At 54.8% G+C, this 23,934-nt stretch carries 22 protein-coding genes; 12 read left to right on the top strand and 10 right to left on the bottom strand.

Annotation, left to right across the window (positions count from 1 at the left end):
- Positions 1 to 45 precede the first annotated feature (45 nt).
- Complete coding sequence (locus O2N63_RS10215) at positions 46 to 957, bottom strand: pirin family protein (protein ID WP_271054158.1); 912 nt, start codon at positions 955 to 957, stop codon at positions 46 to 48.
- 473 nt (positions 958 to 1,430) lie between these two features.
- On the opposite strand from O2N63_RS10215, the gene O2N63_RS10210 reads away from it, so the two are divergent.
- Positions 1,431 to 2,861 (top strand): Glu/Leu/Phe/Val family dehydrogenase, encoded by a 1,431-nt coding sequence (locus O2N63_RS10210; protein ID WP_271054157.1) that lies wholly within the window; start codon positions 1,431 to 1,433, stop codon positions 2,859 to 2,861.
- 83 nt (positions 2,862 to 2,944) lie between these two features.
- Here O2N63_RS10210 and O2N63_RS10205 read toward each other — a convergent pair whose 3' ends face one another.
- Both O2N63_RS10205 and O2N63_RS10200 read right to left on the bottom strand, forming a co-directional pair.
- On the bottom strand, positions 2,945 to 4,180 hold the full coding sequence (locus O2N63_RS10205) for an N-acetylmuramoyl-L-alanine amidase (protein ID WP_271054156.1): 1,236 nt from the start codon (positions 4,178 to 4,180) through the stop codon (positions 2,945 to 2,947).
- A gap of 79 nt (positions 4,181 to 4,259) precedes the next feature.
- Entirely contained in the window at positions 4,260 to 5,015 is a 756-nt protein-coding gene (locus O2N63_RS10200) for a DsbA family protein (protein WP_271054155.1), read from the bottom strand.
- A 229-nt stretch (positions 5,016 to 5,244) separates the two neighbouring features.
- On the opposite strand from O2N63_RS10200, the gene O2N63_RS10195 reads away from it, so the two are divergent.
- Entirely contained in the window at positions 5,245 to 6,390 is a 1,146-nt protein-coding gene (locus O2N63_RS10195) for a pyridoxal phosphate-dependent aminotransferase (RefSeq protein WP_271054154.1), read from the top strand.
- Between the two features lie 14 nt (positions 6,391 to 6,404).
- Here the strand turns inward: O2N63_RS10195 and O2N63_RS10190 are convergent, their stop codons facing one another.
- Positions 6,405 to 6,959, bottom strand: a complete 555-nt coding sequence (locus tag O2N63_RS10190; protein WP_271054153.1) for a TetR/AcrR family transcriptional regulator — start codon at positions 6,957 to 6,959, stop codon at positions 6,405 to 6,407.
- A 176-nt stretch (positions 6,960 to 7,135) separates the two neighbouring features.
- Between O2N63_RS10190 and O2N63_RS10185 the strand changes: the two genes are divergently transcribed.
- The 4 genes from O2N63_RS10185 (at position 7,136) to O2N63_RS10170 (ending at position 10,820) form a co-directional block, all read left to right on the top strand.
- Positions 7,136 to 7,600: a (2Fe-2S)-binding protein gene (locus O2N63_RS10185; RefSeq protein WP_271054151.1), complete on the top strand. Its 465-nt coding sequence runs from the start codon at positions 7,136 to 7,138 to the stop codon at positions 7,598 to 7,600.
- On the top strand, positions 7,600 to 9,834 hold the full coding sequence (locus tag O2N63_RS10180; RefSeq protein ID WP_271054150.1) for a xanthine dehydrogenase family protein molybdopterin-binding subunit: 2,235 nt from the start codon (positions 7,600 to 7,602) through the stop codon (positions 9,832 to 9,834). Before O2N63_RS10185 ends, O2N63_RS10180 begins: the two co-directional genes overlap by 1 nt.
- Before the next feature lie 222 nt (positions 9,835 to 10,056).
- A complete protein-coding gene (locus O2N63_RS10175; protein ID WP_271054149.1) occupies positions 10,057 to 10,530 on the top strand; it encodes a hypothetical protein in 474 nt (157 codons plus the stop codon).
- The gene (locus tag O2N63_RS10170; protein ID WP_271054147.1) at positions 10,530 to 10,820 is read left to right on the top strand and encodes a Hint domain-containing protein; all 291 of its coding nucleotides are present in this window, start codon (positions 10,530 to 10,532) and stop codon (positions 10,818 to 10,820) included. The genes O2N63_RS10175 and O2N63_RS10170 overlap by 1 nt, the downstream gene beginning before the upstream one ends.
- Before the next feature lie 98 nt (positions 10,821 to 10,918).
- On the opposite strand, the gene O2N63_RS10165 is transcribed toward O2N63_RS10170, so the two are convergent.
- Entirely contained in the window at positions 10,919 to 11,674 is a 756-nt protein-coding gene (locus O2N63_RS10165; RefSeq protein WP_271054146.1) for a gamma-glutamyl-gamma-aminobutyrate hydrolase family protein, read from the bottom strand.
- 120 nt (positions 11,675 to 11,794) lie between these two features.
- Entirely contained in the window at positions 11,795 to 12,391 is a 597-nt protein-coding gene (locus O2N63_RS10160; RefSeq protein WP_271054145.1) for a helix-turn-helix domain-containing protein, read from the bottom strand.
- 162 nt (positions 12,392 to 12,553) lie between these two features.
- Between O2N63_RS10160 and O2N63_RS10155 the strand changes: the two genes are divergently transcribed.
- Positions 12,554 to 13,063, top strand: a complete 510-nt coding sequence (locus tag O2N63_RS10155) for a fasciclin domain-containing protein (protein WP_271054144.1) — start codon at positions 12,554 to 12,556, stop codon at positions 13,061 to 13,063.
- A gap of 76 nt (positions 13,064 to 13,139) precedes the next feature.
- Positions 13,140 to 13,343 (top strand): DUF378 domain-containing protein, encoded by a 204-nt coding sequence (locus O2N63_RS10150; protein WP_271054143.1) that lies wholly within the window; start codon positions 13,140 to 13,142, stop codon positions 13,341 to 13,343.
- A gap of 21 nt (positions 13,344 to 13,364) precedes the next feature.
- On the opposite strand, the gene O2N63_RS10145 is transcribed toward O2N63_RS10150, so the two are convergent.
- Both O2N63_RS10145 and O2N63_RS10140 read right to left on the bottom strand, forming a co-directional pair.
- Positions 13,365 to 13,790, bottom strand: coding sequence for a GlcG/HbpS family heme-binding protein (locus O2N63_RS10145; RefSeq protein WP_271054142.1), 426 nt, complete (start codon positions 13,788 to 13,790; stop codon positions 13,365 to 13,367).
- A gap of 13 nt (positions 13,791 to 13,803) precedes the next feature.
- Positions 13,804 to 15,951 carry a malate synthase G gene (locus O2N63_RS10140; protein ID WP_271054141.1) on the bottom strand — a complete coding sequence of 716 codons (2,148 nt, stop codon included), beginning with the start codon at positions 15,949 to 15,951 and terminating at the stop codon, positions 13,804 to 13,806.
- Positions 15,952 to 16,228: 277 nt separating this feature from the next.
- Between O2N63_RS10140 and pepN the strand changes: the two genes are divergently transcribed.
- Entirely contained in the window at positions 16,229 to 18,781 is a 2,553-nt protein-coding gene (gene pepN, locus O2N63_RS10135) for an aminopeptidase N (protein ID WP_271054140.1), read from the top strand.
- 178 nt (positions 18,782 to 18,959) lie between these two features.
- On the opposite strand, the gene O2N63_RS10130 is transcribed toward pepN, so the two are convergent.
- Complete coding sequence (locus O2N63_RS10130) at positions 18,960 to 19,556, bottom strand: lytic transglycosylase domain-containing protein (protein ID WP_271054139.1); 597 nt, start codon at positions 19,554 to 19,556, stop codon at positions 18,960 to 18,962.
- A gap of 254 nt (positions 19,557 to 19,810) precedes the next feature.
- Here O2N63_RS10130 and gatB point away from each other — a divergent pair, with 254 nt between their 5' ends.
- The 3 genes from gatB to O2N63_RS10115 all read left to right on the top strand — a co-directional run bounded on the left by gatB (position 19,811) and on the right by O2N63_RS10115 (position 23,642).
- Positions 19,811 to 21,325: an Asp-tRNA(Asn)/Glu-tRNA(Gln) amidotransferase subunit GatB gene (gatB, locus tag O2N63_RS10125; RefSeq protein ID WP_271054138.1), complete on the top strand. Its 1,515-nt coding sequence runs from the start codon at positions 19,811 to 19,813 to the stop codon at positions 21,323 to 21,325.
- Between the two features lie 101 nt (positions 21,326 to 21,426).
- Positions 21,427 to 23,142: a U32 family peptidase gene (locus O2N63_RS10120; RefSeq protein ID WP_271054137.1), complete on the top strand. Its 1,716-nt coding sequence runs from the start codon at positions 21,427 to 21,429 to the stop codon at positions 23,140 to 23,142.
- 113 nt (positions 23,143 to 23,255) lie between these two features.
- Positions 23,256 to 23,642, top strand: coding sequence for a DUF4177 domain-containing protein (locus tag O2N63_RS10115; protein ID WP_271054136.1), 387 nt, complete (start codon positions 23,256 to 23,258; stop codon positions 23,640 to 23,642).
- Here the strand turns inward: O2N63_RS10115 and O2N63_RS10110 are convergent, their stop codons facing one another.
- Positions 23,643 to 23,900, bottom strand: a complete 258-nt coding sequence (locus O2N63_RS10110; RefSeq protein WP_271054135.1) for a BolA family protein — start codon at positions 23,898 to 23,900, stop codon at positions 23,643 to 23,645.
- Between the last annotated feature and the right edge of the window lie 34 nt (positions 23,901 to 23,934).

The following is a 23,934-nucleotide window of genomic DNA, read 5'->3' as shown; positions in this document are numbered from 1 at the left end:
GGTATAAGGCGATTATGTTGCCCCAGGTCGTGGTTCAGTCGTGGTTCAGTGGGCGGGTTGGATGAATGTCCCGTTGCGCAAGTCCTTCATCGCCTGATGCAACTCTTCCCGGGTGTTCATCACAATCGGCCCGTGCCAGGCCACGGGTTCGCGGATCGGGGCACCTGCCACGAGCAGAAACCGGATCCCATCCTGTCCCGCCTGCACATGTACCTCATCACCTGCACCGAACCTGACAACAGTCCGATTACCGGAGAGATCGCGAATATTTACCTCTTGCCCCATCACCTCTTTCTCAAGCAGCACACCCTGCGGAGCCGCTGCGTCGCTAAAGACGCCTGCCCCTTCAAAAACATAGGCGAACGCTTGACGCCGTGTATCAATCGGGAAGCTTTTGACGACACCCGCGGGCACATAAATATCGAGATAGAGTGGGTCTGCCGCAATGCCATCCACGGGGCCCGTACGGCCCCAAAAATTACCCGTGATCACACGAACCACCGTGCCGTCATCTTCTTCGATAACCGGAATTTCAACAGAAGGAACATCCTGATAATTCGGAGAGGTCATTTTCAGATCACGCGGCAGGTTGGCCCACAGCTGGAACCCGTGCATTTGGCCTCGCGTATTTGAGATGGGCATTTCCTGATGCATGATCCCTGACCCAGCAGTCATCCACTGGATATCTCCTGCCCCTAACCGACCTTTGTTTCCAAGACTGTCTTCGTGCTCCACCTCTCCGGCCAGCACATATGTAATGGTTTCAATGCCACGATGAGGATGCCATGGAAATCCCTTCGCCGACAGGGCGGGATCATCTGTGCGAAAGTCATCGAACAGGAGAAAGGGGTCATACGCTTCAGGGTCTTGGAAACCGAAGGCACGATGAAGATGCACACCAGCCCCTTCGATTGTCGGGTTGGCAAGAGATTGGTTAAGGATCGGTCGAATGGACATGGCATTTCTCCGCTAATGGGGTCTTGTACCATAGTTGAGCGATCATCTGCTCAATCCAATTCCGCATTGCCGAGCAAGAGCTTTGCAGAAATGCACAATCCCGGAATGATCACGCGAATGAACTTCCGGGTTCGAGCGCCAAACGGAAATCAATTAGCCTCCGCTCCCTTTCAAACACATAGTTGCGCACGGTCTGGAGCCCCTAAATCCATACTTCCCCGCCGAATAAATCAGATAAATTAACGCGTTTCTTTGGGCTGTGCTCAGGCGCTTTCATGATTAAAGTTGTCCATAAGTCGATACTTTAATTCGGTTTTTACATGCCTCTCCGGTCGCAAAACGATCATGCCTTCGCATCTAAAATCACCAATTTCTGGATGTCTTGTTAACCAATCGCGCCTAGTCTGTGTGTAAAAGTGTCGCAGTTGCTGATTCGTCTGTAGCGTAACCGGCCCGCAATCGGGAGCCCCACAATGAACCGTACCCAAGAACCTTCATTCCGTGAATCCGTGGACATCATGTTCGACCGCGCTGTCGAAATCATGGATCTGCCCCCCGGATTGAAAGAAAAGATCCGCGTCTGCAACGCCACATATACAGTTCGCTTTGGGGTGCGCCTGCGGGGCGAAATCAAGACATTCACCGGATATCGCTCAGTTCATTCAGAACATATGGAACCGGTAAAAGGTGGCATACGTTATGCAAGCGCTGTGAACCAGGATGAGGTCGAAGCACTTGCGGCCCTTATGACCTACAAATGCGCTCTGGTCGAAACACCATTTGGCGGATCAAAGGGCGGTCTTTGCATCGACCCTCGTGATTATGATGAATATGAAATGGAGCTGATCACGCGCCGCTTTGCTTATGAGCTCGCCAAACGTGATCTGATCCACCCTTCGCAAAATGTCCCTGCTCCTGATATGGGCACCGGAGAACGCGAGATGGCATGGATTGCCGACCAATACGCCCGCATGAACACCACCGACATCAATGCCAAGGCCTGTGTGACCGGTAAACCACCCCATGCAGGAGGTATCTCAGGTCGTGTCGAGGCCACGGGGCGTGGTGTGCAATATGCGCTCCGCGAGTTTTTCCGTCACCCCGAAGATATTGTCAAAGCTGGCCTTGAAGGCAGCTTGAAAGGTAAGCGCATCATTGTTCAGGGGCTTGGGAATGTGGGCTATCACGCATCCAAATTCCTCTCAGAAGAAGATCACGCCCTGATTACAACGATCATTGAGCGAGATGGTGCCATCTTTGATGATCACGGGCTGGACGTCGAAGCCGTGCGCAACTGGATTGCTGCAAATGATGGTGTCAAAGGCTTCCCGGATGCCACCTATCTGGAAAATGGTGCGGAAGGGCTGGAGCGGGAATGTGACATCCTGATCCCCGCCGCACTGGAAGGTGTCATTCATCTGGACAATGTAGATCGTATCAAGGCGCCTCTTATCATCGAGGCCGCCAACGGCCCTGTAACAGCTGGCGCCGATGATATCCTAAGGTCTAAAGGATGTGTCATCATTCCAGACATGTATGCCAATGCAGGCGGTGTCACCGTGTCCTATTTTGAATGGGTCAAGAACCTCAGCCACATTCGCTTTGGTCGGATGCAGCGCCGTCAGGAAGAGGCGCGGCACCAATTGGTGATTGACGAGCTGGACCGGCTGGATCGTCACTTGGGTGACGCATGGTCGATGACACCCGAGTTCAAAGATAAATACCTGCGCGGCGCAGATGAGTTGGAGCTGGTGCGGTCAGGTCTCGATGACACTATGCGCACGGCCTATCAGGCGATGCGCGAGGTTTGGCACTCCCGAGACGATGTACCTGACCTACGCATGGCGGCTTATCTCGTTGCCATTGATCGAATTGCAAAAAGTTACCGCGCTAAGGGTCTGTAAAGATAACGAGCCCCCTAAAAGACCGCGCGAATACGCGGTCTTTTATTTGTTGCGCCCACTACACGAAACTCGATTCACACTTCTTATTTGCGCAGCCGATCAACCATAGTTGCATCTTCAAGCGCCCAGTATTGCAGCGCATCCCGAATGCCTTCTGCCGCCTGGGCGCGCCACTTCGGAGAGGTCATTCGCTTCAGATCCTTGGGCGAAGACATGAAACCAAGTTCGATCAGAACCGATGGGATATCCGGCGCCTTCAACACGGAAAACCCGGCCTGCATGCGAGGTGATTTGTAGATCGAGCCGGTCGCGGAATGGATCCCCTCGACCAGCGCATCCGCCAAGGCATCGGATCGCGGCGCTGTTTCAGTGCGCGCCAAACCCATCAGGACCAGCGCAACCTCGTCATCCTGTTCGCTCAGGTCCACTCCTGCCAGAAGATCAGCTCGATCATGACGTTCTGCCAGTTTTTCAGATGCCAGATCAGACGCCTCTTTTGACAGTGTATAAACCGTTGCTCCGGTGGCTCGTCCATGTGCCAGCGCGTCTGCATGGAGAGACAGCAGCACATCTGCCCCGGCTTCACGCGCGATCGTCACGCGTTCTTCCAGAGAAACAAATCTGTTGTCATCGCGTGTCAGCACGACCTCAAAACCACCGGCACGCCTGAGAACATCCCGCAACTCGCGCGCGAAGGTGAGAATGAGCTCTGCCTCAACCACCCCATCACGTTCCGCCCCGGGGTCAATTCCGCCGTGCCCGGGATCCAGTACAACACGCAATGGTCCCTCTCCGCGCTGCCGGTGTTTCCCCGGATCCAAAAGCGAAGAGGGTTCTTTAAAGTGCGTTTCCGGCACCCCCGCCTTGGAGCTGAAAACCTCGTCAGATACGGGTGAGAGACGCAGTTTCAGTGCGGCACCCTCATCCGATGTCTTCATCTCGGAGGATGTCACCGCCATTGGTTCAGCAAGATCGAGAACCAGACGAGACCATCCGGGCCGATACAGACCTGCCCTTAAATCCGACAGCTTGGTGCTGTCATAAAGCACCGTCTCGCGGTCCAGCCCGGTCCAGTCAAGCTCGGAGAAATCGATCACCAGACGGCGGGGGGCATCCAGTGTGAATATCCTCCATGGCACCGGTCGGGTCATCGAGATCTGAAGATCCAGATCACGCCAACCTGCATTGACCGTCACCCCCGGATCTTTCAAATGCGCAAGTGCTGATAACCCGTTTGCGCCCTGTGCCATTGCCAGGCCAGAGGTCATCACAGACCCGGCACATAGTAGGGTTGCGAGGAATTGGCGGATCATCCGCATCGTGCTGCTCCGAAACTGCTCGGTTGATTTGAGGCGAACATAACAGACCGCCCCAAACTGAACAGCCACTCCGTTGCCTTTAGTTGGTCGAGCGCCCTTCCGCAACGAAACGTTCCATCTGCGCCAGCGGCATATAGCCCCGCGCCATGGTGTCCCCCATCACAAAGGCTGGTGTTCCGGTGACTTTAAGCCGGCGCGCGAGCGCGTGGTTTTCACCAAGGATCTCGTCAATCCGAGGATCAGTCATGCCTTTGGCAATTGCCTTGCCATCCAGCCCCAGATCGTCAGCGGCATCTATCAGGTTTTCGATGCTGGCTGCGCCCCGCAACGAGATCAGCGCATGGTGCAGCTTGCCATAAGCCTCGCCACCAAACAGCTGTTGGGCGGAAACCGCGAAACGGGCAGAGTTGAGGCTATCCTCGCCCAAAATCGGATATTCCTTCAAAATCAGGCGGATATTCTCATCTTTCTCAAGAAGCACTGTCAGTTCTTCATAGGACTTCCGGCAATAGCCACAACGATAATCGACAAACTCGACAATTGTGTAATCCCCATCCGGGTTGCCCATGACATGGGAATACCCGTCGTTGAAGATGTCATCGACGTTCGCCTTGACCAATTCGACGTCGTCCATCGCAGCCATTTCAGCCTGACGCTGCTCAAGAATATCCACCGCTTCCATGATCACTTCCGGATTGTCCAGAAGATAGGCCCGCACTTCGTCCCGAAAGGCCTGACGTTCATCTTCGCTCATATCTGAGAGGTCAAAAGCGGCTGCGGGCATCGCAGCCCCGATCATCGCGGCGGCACACAAGGCAAGGGAAAGGCGTTTCATTGATCTCTCTTCATGTTGAATCGAATGTTACTTCGACATAGGCCATTGCAGCGATTGGGCCAAGTCTTGTAAAGGATTTCCCCGATCAAACTCGCGCGAGCAAGCCGGGTCGCGAGTTGTTTTGCCTATGGAGTGTCTTTTGCTTCAATGCAGAAACGAAGGTTGACAGTTTCACCTCCTCGCGGCACCAACCGCTTGATTAGAAATTTTCCCGCGATTGGATGACATAATGCGCAAATCGACCCGTGGACAGGTGGACCCGTTCATCGTGATGGATGTGATGGAAGCGGCCCGTGCGGCAGAGGAAAGCGGTCGTCACATCATCCATATGGAAGTGGGGCAACCATCTACACCTGCACCGCGCGCGGCGCGAGAGGCGCTTGTGCAAGAGATGGGAAAAGACGCGCTGGGTTATACCGTGGCGCTGGGTCTCCCAGAACTTCGAAAAGGCATCGCAAGCCTTTATAAGGATTGGTATAATGTTGACCTAGATCCCGCTCGAGTGGTGGTAACACCGGGCAGTTCCGGGGCCTTCATTCTGGCCTTTTCGGCCCTGTTTGATGCGGGCGACAAGGTCGGTTTGGGTGAACCCGGTTATCCATCCTACCGACAGATCCTAAAGGCCATGAGCATCGAAGCCGTTGGTCTTCAGACCGCAGCGGAAAACCGCTATCAGCCTGTCCCTTCCGATATCCCGCCCGGTCTTGCCGGTATGATCACCGCCTCTCCTGCCAACCCATCAGGCACCATGCTGGGGCATGGCGAACTGGAGGCTCTCATAAGAAAATGCCACGCTCAGGGCACTGCTTTCATCGCGGACGAAATCTATCACGGACTGCAATATGATGGCCGGGCGGTGTCGGCCCTTGAGGTGTCTGATGACATTTATGTGATCAACAGCTTCTCAAAATATTTCTCAATGACTGGTTGGCGGGTCGGTTGGATGATTGTCCCTGACGATCACATCCGGCATGTGGAGCGGATTGCTCAGAACATGTTCATCTGTGCCCCTCATGCCAGTCAAGTTGCAGCAATTGCGGCGCTGAACTCACGTGAAGAGCTTGATGCAAACCTTCAAACTTACAGAGAAAACAGGCGCATTCTAACCGAGGAACTTCCGAAGATCGGATTTGAGAAATTCGCCCCGGCTGATGGTGCGTTTTACATCTATTGCGATGTGAGTGACTACACCACAGACAGCCGAGCCTTTGCCGCTGAAATCCTTGAAAAAGCGGGAGTTGCCGTCACGCCCGGTCTTGATTTTGACCCTCGACGTGGCGCCCAGACCCTGCGGTTTTCCTACGCCCGGTCAACCGATGACATTCGTGAAGGGGTTAAGCGGCTGGCCGGATTTATGGCAGATCGAGGTCACTGACCTAGCGGGACTGGTCAAACGGAAATGGATTTGCCGAAAACACGGCTCATGCGTGTGATCCCATCCCTGTAGCCCTGATAGGTCGTGGCGTTGATTTTTACGCCATCAAGACCGTGCAGAAGCGTCTTGGCCAAATCTGATGCGGATAATTCCAGCGTGACCCGCCCCGCATTCGCCTGCGCTTCAAACCAATTCGCCAGGACCTCGGAAACAAGCGCCATACCATCAGCCACTTCTGCTTGGGCGGCTGAATCCTTCACTTCCATAAGTTCGTGCCCATGAGGCGAGTTGAACAAAGCCTCCATCCCCGCCCCACCTTTGGCCAGCAAAGCAGCGGTCAATGTCTCTGCAACCGGTCGTTCGGGGTCACGGGTGAGTTCGGCGCTTAGATCCAGAACAGCCTGAGCAAAGAACATGGTGACCAGTCGACGGAACAGGTCCTGTTTGTTCTTGAAATGCAGATAAAGCGCCGCGCGCGACATGCCAGCGGCAGTTGCGATGTCCTCCATTGAAGATCTGCGAAACCCATAAAGCTGAAACACCTCAATCGCTGCCATGAAAATGGACATTTGTTTGTCATCGATGTTCATTCGTTGAATCTCGTCTTCTTGTGCTCGTGGTGTGTGCCGGACCTAGTGGATAAATTGACATATTTAGCAAATTTCGTCAATTGACTTGCTGACATAACAAGTCCATTTTGTCAGATTGTAAGTGGCCCCATTACCAGCCCGATTGGAAGAATGTGATGACCTATGAACTCACCATCAACGGCACCAAGCACAAGGTGGATCTGCCCGGCGACATGCCCCTTCTATGGGTGTTGCGTGACGCTCTTGAATTGACAGGAACCAAATTTGGTTGCGGCGTCGCGGCCTGTGGGGCCTGCACGGTCCACGTGAACGGAGAGGCCGTGCGGTCGTGTCAGGTCGCGCTGGAAGATGTCGAAGGTTCGGTCACCACCGTCGAAGGATTGGGATCTCCGGATGCATCAAATGCGTTGCAACAAGCATGGGTCAAACATCAGGTGGCTCAATGCGGATACTGCCAGTCGGGCCAGATCATGCAGGCTGCAAGCCTTCTGGCAGAAAATCCAGCCCCCTCTGACGCAGAAATCGACGAAGCCATGTCCGGCAACCTGTGTCGATGCGGCACCTATCCTCGAATTCGGGCTGCAATACATGACGCCTCAAAACAAATGGAGGTGTCGTGATGGGCAAGCTTCGTACGTTCAGCCGCCGCGCCTTTCTTGTCACCAGCGCCACCGTGGCTGGTGGCGTTGCGTTCGGCGCTTACAAGTTGCTGGAAACCCCGGACAACCCGATCCCAAATGAAGACGGCACACTGAACCCCTGGGTCATGATCAACGAGGATGGTGTGACGATCATCGCTCCGCGCGCAGAGATGGGTCAGGGTGTCATGACAACATTGGCAGCCCTTGTGGCCGAAGAACTGGATGTGGATCTGGACCAGGTAAACGTGATCCATGGACCTGCGGCGCAGGCCTACTTTAACAGCGCATTTACAGCAGACCGTCATTATGATGTCAGTCAAGAACAGCCATCCAATGGTTGGGGGGCAACTCTTGCTCAGGCATTTCCCAAATTGATATCGCTGCAAATGACCGGGGGGTCGACCAGCACACTTGATGCGTTTGACAGGATGCGGTTTGCAGGAGCTTCTGCTCGCACCACATTGCTGCAAGCCGCCGCAAACCAACTTGGTGTCGGGCTTGATCAGCTGCACACTGAGAACGGTGCAGTTGTGGCAAATGACGGAACAAAACTTCCGTACGCTCTTCTTGCAACTGCGGCTGCCAAACTAGAACCAGAGCAATCCCCTCGGCTGAAATCACCGTCCGAGTGGCGTTACCTCGGCAAGAGCCAGCCCCGCAAGGACCAGCCCGGCAAAGCCACGGGCACCGCCGACTTTGGGATCGATATTCGACTGCCAGGAATGAAATACGCCTCGGTGCGCATGTCACCCCGGTTGGGTGCGGCTATGTTGTCCTATGACGCAGGCCCCGCCGAAAACATGCCAGGTGTCGAAAAAATCGTGGATCTGGGGCAGGGTATCGCGGTTATTGCGTCCAACACCTGGCTGGCGATTCAAGCGGTGAACGCGATTGACGTGGAATGGGGAGAAGCTCCCTACCCCGCTGAAACAAAAGATGTTTTTGCAAAGATCGAACAGGCGTTCGACGTTGATCCGAACAGCACTGCGCGAGACGATGGCAACGTCGATGCTACTCTCACAGGTGACGTGTTTTCCGCTGAGTATCACGTGCCCTATCTGGCCCATGCGACGATGGAGCCGATGAACAGCACGGTTCTGATTGAGGATGGCAAAGTTCAGGTCTGGTCCCCGAACCAGGCGCCTGTGATGGTCCGGGATGCCTGTGCCAAAGTGGCAAATGTGGACAGCGAAAACGTGACGGTTCATACGCCCTATCTTGGCGGTGGATATGGCCGCCGCGCGATGGTCGACTATGCTGAAATCGCAACCAAAGTAGCGATGGCTTTACCCGGCGTACCCGTCCAGACCACATGGTCTCGTGAAGAAGACATGCGCCATGATTTCTACCGACCCGGTGCCATTGCCCGCATGCGTGCTGTGCTGGATGATGACAAGATCACCGCTCTGGACGGCCAGCTGGCCGCCCCGTCAATCATGAAGCAATTTCTCACCAACTATCTCGGGTTTGAATTAAACCCGGCAGATCCGACGATCACCGAGGGGGCTCATGATCAGCCGTATCAGATCGCCAATCAGCGAATTCGGGGCTATGCGGCTGATGTGGCCATACCGGTTGGGTTCTGGCGCTCTGTCGGAAACAGCCAAAACGCCTTTTTCCATGAAAGCTTTATTGACGAGCTTGCACACAAAGCTGGTACTGACCCGCTTGAGTTCCGGCTGCACCATATCCGCCCCGAACACGCGCCCTCTGCAACGGTCCTTGAAACCGTGCGCGATATGAGTGGTTGGACTGGCAAGACACCAGACGGCGTTGGCCGCGGTGTTGCCTTCACCTTCTCATTCGGCACGGCTGTCGCTGAGGTGATAGAGGTGCGGCGCAACGATGACGGGCTAATCCAGATCAGCGATATGTGGATTGCGGCTGATTTGGGGTTGGTTCTGGATCCGCTGAATGTCGAAGCTCAGCTGACCGGGGGGGCCGTCTTTGGTTTGTCTGCCGCATTACATGGCCAAATCACGTTCTCGGACGGCATGGTAGAACAAGAGAATTTCCCTGATTACGACGTGATGCGCATGCTGAATGTGCCGCGCTTTCATGTGAAGCTTTTGCAAAACATGGAACGTATCGGAGGCGTTGGCGAACCCGGCACACCTCCGGCAGCACCTGCTCTGGCAAATGCACTGTTTGACCTCACGGGAGACAGAGCACGTCACCTTCCGCTGATTGAGAAATTTAACTTCTTGATCTGACCGTGCAATAGAGGTTCTTTTCCATCAGGTTAGATCAACTCCATCAGGGCACTTCAGCGTAGCAGACTGTTTAATCTGACACGTTGAAGTGATTTTCCCGTGCCCAAACCATTTCAATCTTGGTTTGGGCAAAATTCTTTATGAAATAAGAAACATGTAACTGGTTCGGGTGTCGCAAACTCTTTTCGTCTGCACCCAAAGATAATTTGTAATGAGTGGTCCATGGCAACGTATGCGGTACAATTTTATGATCTCGATCCATGGGGAGTCATCCCAACATCTACTGGGAACTCATTCACCTGGTCCGGGCCGGCCACCGCGGATGGTTCTGCAGTCATTACCGACAACGAAGCCGGTGTCGAAGGACTGACCCTTGATGACGACAGTCTTGGCGGAGTAACTGCAACCGCAGACGTCACAATTGGCTCTGACACATCAACTGGATCAACTGTAGACGCAGCACGTGTTTGGACCCTGCGAGACACCGTCACAGGTGAAGAGTTTCAGGTCGTTGAATTCGATGTCGAACAGTGGGACGCATCTGGCGACTATACGCTATCTGAATCGGCATTAATCCCCGGCCGCACCTATGAAGTCGTTGACTACGACAGCAACCCAGACGCGTCTGCCGGTGATATTGCCTTTTCCTATTCTGATCATTTTCTCGGGGATGACCTATTGATCAGAACGAAGTGATGATACCTGCACGGCATCTCATCAACGGACACACCATCACACAGGAAGAGTGCGGCAGCGTGACGTATTATCACCTGCTGTTCGACAGGCATGAAGTCATCTATGGCGAAGGCGCGCCGAGCAAGAGCTTTCATCCGGGGCATCAGGGGCTTGCCGCAGTCAACGACGCATCACGCGAAGAGCTTTTCAATATGTTTCCTGAATTGCGGACCGCCCCGAATTCATATGGTACCACTGCACGGATGGTGTTGCGGGGCTTTGAAGCCCGTGCCTTGGGCGTGGCTATGTAAATGACCTGAAATAACCCCGCCCCAAACAAACACCCCGCGGGGACGACCCGTTGCGCATCCCATATCTTTGTCGGCAGCACACCAACAATATCCGGTTATCAGACGCGGCTGGTTTTCCAGTCGCGTGCTGCGTCCCCAAAGGCCGTGAACAAAACGCGCGAAACCGGGTCTTCTACCGCCTTGTATTCGGGATGCCACTGCACTGACAGGGTAAAACCGGGAGCATCCTGAATATGGATTGCTTCGGGTGTCCCGTCGTCAGCCTGCCCTTCTATCACCACACGCGATCCAGCTGTTTTGATCCCCTGCCCGTGCAGCGTATTTGTGCGCACGCAGGTGGAGCCAAGCAAGTGATGGAACACACCGCCCTCGTCAAAGTGAACATTGTGGCGGATTTCAAATTTTTCCTCGAGCGTGCCGTCCGGTGGCATTCTGTGGTTCATACGCCCCGGCAGCTCACGGATCTCAGGATAGAGCGTGCCCCCCATGGCCACATTCACCTCTTGAAACCCACGGCAGATGCCAAAAAACGGCTGACCCCGCTCAACACATGCCCGGATCAGGGGCAGAGTGATGGCATCACGGCACCGGTCAAATTCGCCATGAGCGTCTGTGGCGTCTTCGCCATATTCCTCAGGATGCACATTCGGGCGCCCACCTGTGAACAAGAAGCCATCACAGACTTCAAGCAACTCGTTCACGCAGACAAGATCCGGATGGCTCGGTACAATTAACGGCAGGCAATTTGAAACCTGACTGATCGCTTCGGAATTCATCGTCCCGCCTGCATGTGTTGGGTATTGATCATTCAGCAAGTAGGAATTGCCTATGATACCAATGACAGGACGTGACATGTGTTCTCCGAAAACTGTCTTTCTGTTTTAATGTGATAGCAGATAGCATTGGCGGGTTGGAACCCCAATGACTATACAAAACAGCAAATGGTTTGGCACAGAGATTTTACTGCTCAGGCGTCATCGTATATTCGGGACGACAGCGACAATTGCACGCGCCAATTGGTCCGGTGCTCCGGCGTTCTCATAGCTGTGCTCATAATCCGCATCGAAATAAAATGAATCCCCTGCGTCAAGCTGGTTCCGTTTGCCATGGATGGTGACAATGACCGTTCCTTCCAACACATAAACCAGCTCGGTCCCTGCATGAGCATGGGGCGAGGATGGTTTTGCCTTGGCCGGGAAATTCGCCAGATATGCCTCAAGCACGCGATCTGGGACGGGGAAGTCGAGGCTCTCAAACAGATAAGTGACCCCATTTACCCCCTCTATCGGAAGTTGGATACGATCTTTAGCCCGAATATGCACAGCTGTGGGCCGAGCATCTTCCGGGGTGAAAAAGTGATCCAGCCCCACTCCGAAGACAAGTGCGATACGCACCAACGTGGGTAGGGTCGGCACCACAACACCGCGTTCAATCTTTGACAACATACCTGCTGACAGGCCCGTGTGTTCCCCCAATTGGGCCAATCCCAGCCGTTTGTCACTGCGCAACTGGTGGATCTTTGGACCGATTCGATAGGCGTCGATTTGCTCGACCAATGTTTCAGACAACATGTAACTGTTCCATTTCTTGCATCACGGGAAAACTCACCGCTCTATTTTTCATCATATTACATTTTTATTCACATCACGAAAACGTGCTTTGTTTCCGCGCTACATTTCCTATCATTCAATTATTGTTCACATAATGCAAATCCTCTTGAAAGGAGATCCAAAATGGCCCTACCTATCCCCGGAATAAAAAGCTTGTCCGTCATTATTGCTCTTGGAGTGGCGCCGCTAGCTGCCTGTACGTCATATGCAGGAGGTGGTGGTGCGGACATTGTTGACACCGCCGTATCCGCAGGCAGTTTCAACACGCTTGCCGCCGCCCTGACAGAGGCCGACTTGGTTGGAACATTGAAGGGTGAAGGACCATTCACCGTCTTTGCTCCAACCGACGAAGCCTTTGCAGCCCTGCCTGATGGGACAGTCGAAAACCTCCTGAAACCCGAAAACAGAGATCAGCTGATTGCTATTCTCACCTATCATGTGGTGCCCGGAAAAGTGATGTCGGCCGACGTCGTAACGCTTTCATCTGCAACAACTGTGAATGGCAGCGACGTCGACATCAAAGTGATGAATGGCAGCGTCATGATTGATAATGCCACCGTCACCGCCGTTGATGTCGGAGCAAGCAATGGCGTGATCCACGTCATCGACAGCGTTCTCATTCCATCAGGTTGATGCTGGTCCGCAAACAGGTCGGACGCACCACGTTGGTGCGTCCGAGCACTCACATCAAATAAAAAAGGAACATCCCATGACACCCACACATATCATCACCCTGATCCTTCTGGCCGTAGGCGGATTGAACTGGGGGCTCGTCGGTCTTGCAAATTTCGATCTGGTTGCTGCGATCCTTGGTGACATGTCGCTTTTGTCGCGCATGGTCTATTTGCTGGTTGGCGCTTCAGCGATCTACCAACTGGTTGGGATCAGCCGATGCATTCGCACCACCGCCTGACCTATTGATAGCTTCGGGGGCTTATCCTTCAGCGATAAGCCCTACCGCCTGAATGCCCGCTTCGCCGGCTGCCAGATCATTTTCAGATGTGTCGCCGGTCACGCCCACTGCACCTATTACGGCACCTTTGGTGTCCCGCACCAAAATCCCGCCGGGGACCGGCACGAGGCGGCCTTGATACGCCCCATTGGCGGCCAGAACAAAATAGGCCTGAGCTTCGGCGCGATCCCGTTGCGCGGTGCCTCCGATCCCGAGCATGATAGAACCGTAGGCCTTGCCTTGTGCGATATCGAACCGGCCCGGTGGGGCACCTTCACCGCGTTCAAATGCAATCACATGCCCGCCCGCATCCACCACGACAACGGACAAAGGCTTCATGTTTTCAGCCGCACCCGCTTCCTTGGTTACGCGAATGATCTCGCGTGCATTCTCTACAGTAAGTGTCATAACCGCCCCCTCCTCAGCTCGCCAATTCCGCTTTCAATGCCAGACGTCGCGCGTGCAGCACAGGTTCTGTATACCCCGAAGGCTGCACCCGCCCTTTGAACACAAGATCACAGGCAGCCTGGAACTCTTGCCCATCGAACCCTGGCGCCATCGGACGATAGGCAGGATCATCTGCATTTTGCTCATCCACAATGGCCGCCATCTTTTTCATGGCGGTCATCACCTCACCTTCACTGACCACGCCATGATGTAACCAGTTGGCAAGCGCCTGCGAGCTGATCCGGCAGGTGGCGCGATCTTCCATCAGGCCAATGTCGTGAATGTCCGGCACTTTCGAGCATCCGACGCCCTGGCCAACCCAACGCACCACATAACCAAGAATGCCCTGCGCGTTGTTCTCAACCTCTTCGCGGATCTCGACTTCTGACCAGTTCTCGCCTTCGGCAACAGGGATCGTCAGAAGGTCTTCCAAAGTGCCACGCGGTCCACCCTGCAAAATCTCGTCCTGACGGGCCATCACATCCACCTGATGATAGTGGGTAGCGTGCAGCGTCGCGGCGGTGGGGCTGGGCACCCAGGCACAGGTGGCCCCGGATTTCGGATGACCGATTTTTTCGGAAAGCATCTGTTCCATACGGTCGGGAATGGCCCACATCCCCTTACCAATCTGCGCTTTTCCTTTCAAACCGCATGCCAGTCCAATATCCACATTGCGATCCTCGTAAGAGGCAATCCATTTCGCACCTTTCATGGCGCCTTTGCGGATCATCGGACCTGCTTCCATTGAGGAGTGGATCTCGTCCCCAGTACGATCAAGGAACCCGGTGTTGATGAAAGCCACCCGGTGCTTGGCGGCGCGAATGCATTCCTTGAGGTTCACCGACGTGCGCCGCTCCTCGTCCATAATGCCCAGTTTGACTGTAAATTGCGGCAGGCCCAGCACCTTTTCGACACGCGTGAAAATCTCATCTGAGAAAGCCACTTCTTCCGGCCCGTGCATCTTCGGTTTCACCACGTATACCGACCCTGTGAGCGAGTTACCGTCTTCGCGTTGCAGGTCATGCATGGAAATCAGCGTGGTGATCATCGCATCCATCAGACCTTCGCCGATTTCCTGTCCATCTTGTGTCAGGATCGCCGGGTTGGTCATCAGGTGCCCCACGTTGCGCACCAGCATCAAAGAGCGCCCTTTCAGGGAGAGCGGCTGTCCGTCCGCGCCCAAATATTCGCGATCCGGGTTCATCCGTCGGGTGATCGTCTTGCCAGCTTTCTCAAAGCTCTCTTCCAGATCACGACGCATCAATCCCAGCCAGTTGGAATAGGCCAGAACTTTGTCCTCAGCATCCACCGCGGCAACACTGTCTTCGCAATCCATAATGGTCGACATGGCGCTTTCAAGGACCACATCCGAGATGTTCGCCGGGTCGTCCTTGCCAATTGCATGAGCGGAATTCACGCAAACAATCACATGCAATCCATTGTGTTTGAAGATAAATTCAGATCCATCTGGTTTGGATCCGACAAAGTTGGAAGGATCAGCCAGAGCCACCTCACCAGCCGCGGTCGAGATAGACAGTTCCGCCATCGCCTGCAGACCGATCACGTCAGACCAGCTTGCACCCTCCAGCGGCAGGGCTTGATCAAGGAACGCCTTGGCCCAGGCGATGACCCGAGCACCACGCGCAGGGTCATAGGCCTTTCTTTCCGGCAGATCCCCCATTGCATCCGTGCCGTAAAGCGCATCGTAAAGGCTGCCCCAACGGGCATTGGCGGCATTCAGAGCAAACCGAGCATTCATGATGGGCACAACCAATTGCGCACCGGGCGTGGTCGCGATTTCGGCATCCACATTGGCCGTTTCAATCTGGAATTCAGGACCTTCCGGAACCAGATACCCAATCTCTTTCAGAAATTCTTGATAGGCACTTGCATCGTGGGGTTGACCCGCGCGGGCTGTGTGCCAGCCATCAAGCTGGCGCTGCATCTCTTCTCGCTTGGCAAGAAGCGCACGGTTCTTCGGGGCCAAATCGGCAACAAGAGAGGCAAAACCAGACCAGAAACCTTCCGCCTCAACTCCTGACCCCGGCAGCGCCTTCTGTTCGATGAACTCCGCCAACTCCTGCGCCACAGACAAGCCCGCACGATCAAGATATTCCGCCATGGGATCCACTTTCTCTCTATCGAATTTTACATCAAGTTTTTGGCAGGAAACTATAGTACGCCTCAGTATACAATCGAATTCCTCCACGGATTAGTTAAGCAAAACTAAACCGACACATCAAAATCGTCACCACTCACCGTCAAATTGCAGCAATAGCATCCGCCTGACCGACGTTATTACAGCAGGGTCATCTTAGCGTCTGTCGACCAATGCGTCGCCTTGAAGGTTGTTCACCCCCGGACTACGTTAGCGCAAAATATCGTCAAAGGTTGCCCACATGACCGAACAATCCCCACAAAAGATCTTTCTGGCGGACTACACGCCTCCTGCATATCTGATTGAAAGTGTCGAACTGACCTTCAAGCTCGCCCCGACAACAACGCGGGTGATGTCAAAGATCCGTTTCACACCGAATCCAAATGCCGCTTCCAAGGAATTTTTCCTGCATGGAGAGCAACTTAATCTGATTTCTGCCAGCATTGATGGCTCGACCGTCACCCCCGAACCGGTCGAAGGCGGATTGAAATGCGATGTGCCAAACGCCCCCTTCACATGGGAAGCTGAGGTCGAAATCAATCCCGAAGCCAACACCGCACTTGAAGGGCTTTACATGTCCGGCGGTATGTATTGCACCCAATGCGAGGCCGAAGGATTTCGGCGCATCACCTATTATCCCGACCGCCCTGACGTGATGGCACCTTTCAAGGTGCGCATCGAAGGCAACGACCCGGTGCTTCTGTCCAACGGCAACCCCGTGGCATCCGGTGAAGGCTGGGCTGAATGGCATGATCCCTGGCCCAAACCCGCTTACCTGTTCGCCCTTGTCGCCGGTGATCTGATCGCCCGTGACGACAGCTTTACCACAATGTCCGGCAAAGAGGTCGCGCTGAAACTCTGGGTACGCCCCGGCGATGAGGGCAAAACCGCCTTCGGGATGCAGGCGCTCAAGGACAGCATGAAATGGGATGAAGAGGTTTATGGCCGGGAATACGACCTCGATATTTTCCAGATTGTCGCGGTCAGCGATTTCAACATGGGTGCGATGGAGAACAAGGGGCTGAATATCTTCAATACCTCTGCTGTCCTGGCCAGCCCCGAAACCTCGACGGACGCGAATTTCGAACGGATCGAAGCGATTATCGCGCATGAGTATTTCCACAATTGGACCGGCAACCGGATCACCTGTCGCGACTGGTTCCAACTCAGTCTGAAAGAGGGGCTGACCGTGTTCCGTGATCAGCAATTCTCAGGCGACATACGGTCCGAAGCCGTCTGCCGGATCAACGACGTGATTGCACTGCGTGGCCGCCAATTCCGCGAAGACAATGGCCCGCTTGCGCATCAGGTCCAGCCCGACAGTTTTGTTGAGATCAACAATTTCTACACGGCGACCATTTACGAAAAGGGCGCCGAACTCATCCGTATGATGAAGACGCTGGTCGGGCATGACGCGTATTACAAAGCGCTCGACCTCTACTTCTCGCGCCACGATGGAGACGCGGCCACCATTGAAGACTGGGTGCGTGTTTTCGAAGAGAGCACCGGTCGGGACCTGACCCAGTTCCGCCGTTGGTACAAACAAGCTGGCACACCGCGACTAAAGGTGGATGACGACTTTAAGGACGGCACCTATACACTTCGTTTCAAACAAGAAACACCGCCAACACCTGAGCAGGATGAGAAGCTTCCTCAGCATATTCCGATTGCTGTTGGCCTGCTGAACCCAAATGGGGACGAAGTGCTGCCAACTCAGATCCTGGAAATGACTGATGCAGAGCAGAGCTTCGCGTTCGAGGGGCACTCTGCCAAACCGACCCCATCCATCCTGCGCCATTTCTCCGCACCAGTAATCCTCGAACGCGAAAGCAGCGCCGAAGAACGTGCCTTCCTTCTGGCGCATGACACCGACCCGTTCAACAAGTGGGAAGCGGGTCGCGCTTTGGCCAAAGATGTGCTGATTGCCATGATCACTGGCGAGGACGCGCCCACTGCGGCTTATCTTGACGCTGTCGCTGCCATGCTGCGCGATGACAACCTGGATCCCGCCTTCCGGGCGCTGGCGCTACACCTGCCTGCACAGGATGATATCGCCCAGACACTGGCCGATGGCAGCGTCACGCCAGATCCTTTGGCGATCTATAATGCCCATCAAACCCTTCGCCAGCAAATGGCGGAGCATCTGCAGGATTTGCTGCCTCGTCTGTCAGCCGAGATGGATGTGTCCGAACCATTTGAACCCAATGCAGAACAGGCTGGAAAACGGGCGCTGGGGCTGGAACTTCTCAAGGTCACCACCCGGCTGGATAGCGGTGCAGCGGCTCAAGCCCTTTATGATCGCGCCGACAATATGACCCTGCGCATGGGGGCTCTCGGCTGCCTGCTTGAAGCCCGGAAAGGAGATGCGGCCCTTGCGGATTTCCGTACGCGATTTGAGGGCGACGCGCTGGTGATGGACAAATGGTTCGCCATGCAAGTGGCCCATGCCGCCCCCGAACAGGCGGCCGATATGGCAGAGCGCCTCACCAATGACAGCGACTTTAACTGGAAAAACCCCAACCGCTTCCGTGCCGTATTCGGTGCGCTGATGATGAATCAGGCGGGGTTTCATGAGGCAACAGGTAAGGGCTATGCGCTCTTTGCTGACTGGCTGATCAAGCTCGATCCGGTCAACGCTCAGATCACCGCCCGCATGTCGACCGGGTTTGAAACTTGGAAACGTTGGGACGCAGATCGTCAGGCCATGATGAAAACCCAGCTCGAGCGGATCGCGGCGACCCGGGACCTCTCAAGCGACACGCAGGAAATGGTGGGCCGGATCCTGAACGGGTAATGCTGAATAGGGCGTGGCGAACCAACCTCTCCACGCCCTTTTTTCTTGCTATAAATACCTCGGGGTGAGCGAGCTTGCCTCGCGAGGGGCAGCGCCCCTTGCCGAGCAAAGCGAGGCCACCGACAGCGGCCCGAGGTAAAAGCCGGGGCCCCCTTGCCAACACTCCTCCTAAGCAAAATCAGGATGGCGCGCGGCAGTAAGGCTGCGCCTGCACCCAGGCGCGCATGTCTTCGCGTTTGCGTGCAGAATGAAACGGTCCCCAATCCGCCGCTATTCCGCGCATCCCGCGAGACACCACACCGTCACGAGGAACTGTCTGCGCGATGATCCGGACGGCACAGTTCAAATTGGCGACCCCGTTCTTCAGTGCCCCTCCTGACCGGGCTTCACAGCCGTATCCACGGGCGGTGCCCGGAAGGATCTGTACCAACCCATACCATTTTCCACCCCCTCCAACCGCATCAGGGCGCCAGGTGCTTTCATGTTTCGCCAGAGCCGACAGCATACCTGTCCAAAACGCATTGCGACCGGTTCTGGATTGATTGGGGTAATCTGGACACCATTCCTCGATGTCTGCGGGCACGAGATCAGCCAAAACAGTCCCGTGACTGTCCAGTGCCGACATGGTTGCGGTGGTCCAGGAGGGACCTTCGCTCAAATGATCCCAGCGCATCGTCAGCTCAGGCGCAGAACGTGTTGTCACAACTTCCTGTTCTTGCGCGACGCAGCCAGATAGAAAAACAACACCACAGATCAGCAACGATTTAGTATTCATTGCACAACCTCCCCCAAAGAACACGACGAAACGAGATTGTTGGTAACTATGGGCTTGGAAGGTGTCAAACAAGCAAAATACATGGAATTGGCTGAATAGGCAGCGCCTCGCCAAAATTGTTACATGTGCGTGGCTGGCGCTAAGTCGGTATTTTCGTTTTGGGGATCCTCCGAAGATCATATGCAGCATGGCTCTTGCCCCTTTGCGCCCCCTGCCCTAGAACGCGGGAGAAACGAATACACGGGAAAGCACACATGTTGGATCATCTCGCCTATGAAACCCCGAAACCCAAGGTTATCGCGGGCGCAAAGGAAGATTGGGAACTGGTTATCGGGATGGAAATCCACGCTCAGGTCAGTTCCAACGCCAAGCTGTTTTCCGGGGCATCCACCAAGTTCGGCGCTGAACCCAATTCAAACGTGTCCTTTGTGGATGCCGCCATGCCGGGCATGTTGCCAGTGATCAACGAATACTGTGTTGAACAGGCGGTGCGCACAGGGCTTGGACTGAAGGCCGACATCAATCTTTTCTCGGCATTTGATCGCAAGAACTATTTCTATCCGGATCTGCCGCAGGGCTATCAGATTTCGCAGCTTTACCACCCCATTGTGGGCGAAGGTGAAGTGATCGTCGACATGGCCCCGGGCGTCGCCCGCAAGGTGCGCATCGAGCGTATCCATCTGGAACAAGACGCGGGTAAATCTGTGCACGACATGGACCCGAACATGTCATTCGTCGACCTTAACCGCACTGGTGTGGCGTTGATGGAAATCGTCTCACGCCCGGACATTCGCGGGCCCGAAGAGGCCGCCGCCTATGTGACCAAGATGCGCCAGATCCTGCGCTATCTCGGCACTTGTGACGGCAACATGCAAAATGGCAACCTGCGTGCCGACGTAAACGTGTCGGTTTGCCGTCCTGGCCAATATGAGAAATACATGGAAACGCAGGATTTCTCACATCTCGGCACACGCTGTGAGATCAAGAACATGAACTCGATGCGCTTCATCCAGGCCGCCATTGATTATGAAGCCCGTCGCCAAATCGCCATTGTGGAAGACGGTGGTGAAGTGGTTCAGGAAACTCGCCTTTACGATCCGGACAAGAACGAAACCCGTTCGATGCGCTCGAAAGAGGAAGCACACGACTACCGCTATTTCCCCTGCCCCGACCTGCTGCCGCTCGAGATCGAACAAGACTGGGTAGATGACATCGCCAAAACCCTGCCGGAACTGCCCGATGAAAAGAAAGCACGTTTTGTCACGGACTTTGGTTTGTCGGAATATGACGCGGGAGTGCTGACTGCTGAGGCGGAAAACGCCAGCTTCTTCGAAAAGGTTGCCGAGGGTCGTGATGGCAAACTTGCTGCCAACTGGGTGATCAACGAGCTGTTTGGGCGCCTCAAGAAAGAAGATCACTCGATCAAGGAAAGCCCAGTCACGCCTGAGCAACTGGGAGGCATCATTGCGCTGATCACCAAAGGCGATATTTCAGGCAAGATCGCCAAAGATCTGTTTGAAATCGTCTACACCGAAGGCGGCGACCCTGCTGAGATCGTCGAAGCCCGTGGCATGAAACAGGTCACCGACACTGGCGCCATCGAAGCCGCCGTGGATGAGGTGATTGCAGCCAACCCGGCGCAGGTCGAGAAGGCGAAACAAAACCCGAAACTGGTTGGTTTCTTTGTTGGTCAGGTGATGAAATCCACCGGCGGCAAGGCCAACCCGAAAGCGGTGAATGAGATTGTGACGGCCAAGCTTGGCCTCTGATTTCTGACCAAAAAACTGGATAAAGGCCCCGCCCACTTTCCCGTGCGGGGCCTTTGCTATTTAATCAAGCACGCCGAATGCGCGAACAAAACGGTGAAGCCATGAATGAACAACCCCCTGCCCGCCTCCCGGTGCGACGCTCTGAACTTCTGATGCCTGCGGGCAACCTGCGAAAGCTAAAAATGGCGGTGCTTTACGGTGCCGATGCTGTCTATCTGGGCACGCCGGACATGTCCCTGCGCACCAAATCGCAGTTCTCATTGGAAGAGGTGATTGAGGGGGTAGAGTTCTGCCACGCCCATGGTCGTCGCGCTTATCTGACGCTCAACCTGTTCAGTCATAACAGCGATATTCCGAAGCTCGATGAATATATCGACACAGTGCGCAAGGTGAAACCGGATGGGTTGATCATCGCAGATCCCGGCGTATTCCAATATGTGCGCACCCGTGCACCGGAACTTCCCCTGCATATCTCGACCCAGGCCAATGTCTGTTCGTGGCTGTCGGTGAAATTCTGGGAAGAACAAGGCGCGGAACTGGTGGTTCTGGCCCGCGAAGTTTCTTACCCGGAGCTTGTAGAAATCCGCGAAGAATGCCCTGATGTGAAACTGGAAGCCTTTGTGCATGGCGCCATGTGCATGACCTATTCGGGGCGCTGCCTTCTGTCGAACTTCATGGCCGAGCGTGGGGCAAACCAAGGGAATTGCGCCAATTCCTGTCGCTGGAATTACGGCGTGCGAATGCGCCTGAAAGACGGCACGGTGCAAGAGCTCGACATCAATGACGATAATATCGACATGTTTGAGTTCCTTCTGGAAGAGGGCTGCCGCCCCGGGGAATTCATGCCGATCGAGGAAGATGGGCGTGGATCCTATATCCTTAACTCACGCGACCTCTGCATCATGCCGAAGCTGGATGAATACCTGAAAATCGGTGTCGATAGCCTCAAGGTTGAGGGGCGCGGCAAGTCGGAATATTACTGCGCCATCGTCGCGCGCGCCTATCGCATGGCGATTGATGACTATTATGCCGATCCGGAGAACTGGGATCCGAAACCCTATATGCGTGAATTGGAAGCCGTCGGAAACCGTGGCTATACGCTGGCCTTCCACAATGGCCGCCTGACCAACTACGCCCATGACTATGAACACACCGCCGCACTTGCGCAGTGGGAATATGCGGGTGTTGTGCGTGACGTGACCGAGGATGCGTTTCTGATTGAGGTGAAGAACAAGCTCGAGGCCGGTGAGGTGCTCGAATTTATTTCACCGATCGCGCGCGAAACCGTTCTTCTGCGCATGTATGATTTTGAGGTGGCGGACACCGGAGAACGCAAAGAAGTAATCCATGGCAGCACCAAAACCATCATTCGTGTGCCCTTCGCGCTGTTTGATCACGAGAACCTGGACGAGCTAAAGGCCCGTTTCCCGGCCTATACCGTGATGCGCAAGGAAAAGGCGCTGACCGATGAGCAGTGGAAGCGGATCCGGTTTGACAAGCTCACCCAGGGGCTTGAGATGACCGGCAAAGAGAACACAAAAGCCTATGAAAAGCGCCGCGATGCATTATCCGAGGCGATTTCGGAAGATGGGCGGGAAACACGTTTCAAGACCAACCGCGTCGGGACTGACGGTTGCTGTGGCAAAGGGTGTAACGGGTGCCTGATCTTCTGGCAGGATGATCAATATGCGAAAGCACGCGAGGTGCTGTTGAAGCGCAAGCAGGGCGAACAGCTGACCCGTGCCGAAGCCAACGAGCTAAAGCTGGTGGCGGCAACCGCCCTTACCGAAGCCCCACCTGTGCCCAACCTGCGCTGATGCGCTACCCGGAAAAATTGAGGCGTCTCATTGCCCAGCGTATTTTTGCTGACTGGTCAGCAGGCGACCAAGATGTTACTTCCTCTGAACCGAAACATAGCGAGACAGGTTCCATGTACGAATACCGCGTCATCCCCGCCCCCACCAAGGGCCAGAAGGCCAAAGGGGTGAAATCCGCCGAGGATCGCTTTGCCTATGCGATGTCGGAAATCCTGAACCAAATGGCTGCAGATGGCTGGGATTATCAACGTGCCGAAACCCTGCCCTCAGAAGAGCGCAAAGGGCTAACCGGCAAGACCACCACATTCCGGAACCTTTTGGTGTTTCGTCGCGAACGGGAATGGGATGAGGTTGAGGACATGCAACCGGTGAAGGTCGGTGCGGATGAACCGGACAGCACGGCTCCGGCCCTCCCATCGGCAAATGACGCGAATGAAGTACCGGAAGGCGTTAAGGAAGCGCCGCACGTGGGCGACGAAGACGGATCAAAACAGGCTTGATCAGGCGCGGATATCCAGCGCCAAAGCGTGAATCTTCTTCAACAGATTCTCTCCGATGGCCTGATGAACGGCACGGTGACGTGCAATTCGGGACATTTCGGCAAGCTTTTGCGCATGGATGACCACTCTGAAATGACTTTCACCACCCTCCTGATAACCGGCATGACCGCGATGTTTCTCGCTTTCATCAATGACCTCAAGATGTTGTGGGGCAAATGTGGCTTCCAATCTGGAAAAAATATCGTCTCTGCGTGTCATTTTCGGTCGGTTTCCTCTTCAAACATCTGCAAAA

This window comes from Aliiroseovarius salicola (assembly GCF_027891095.1).
In the GTDB taxonomy this organism is placed as follows: Bacteria; Pseudomonadota; Alphaproteobacteria; order Rhodobacterales; family Rhodobacteraceae; genus Aliiroseovarius; species Aliiroseovarius salicola.
This window is presented reverse-complemented; position numbering and strand designations above follow the sequence as displayed.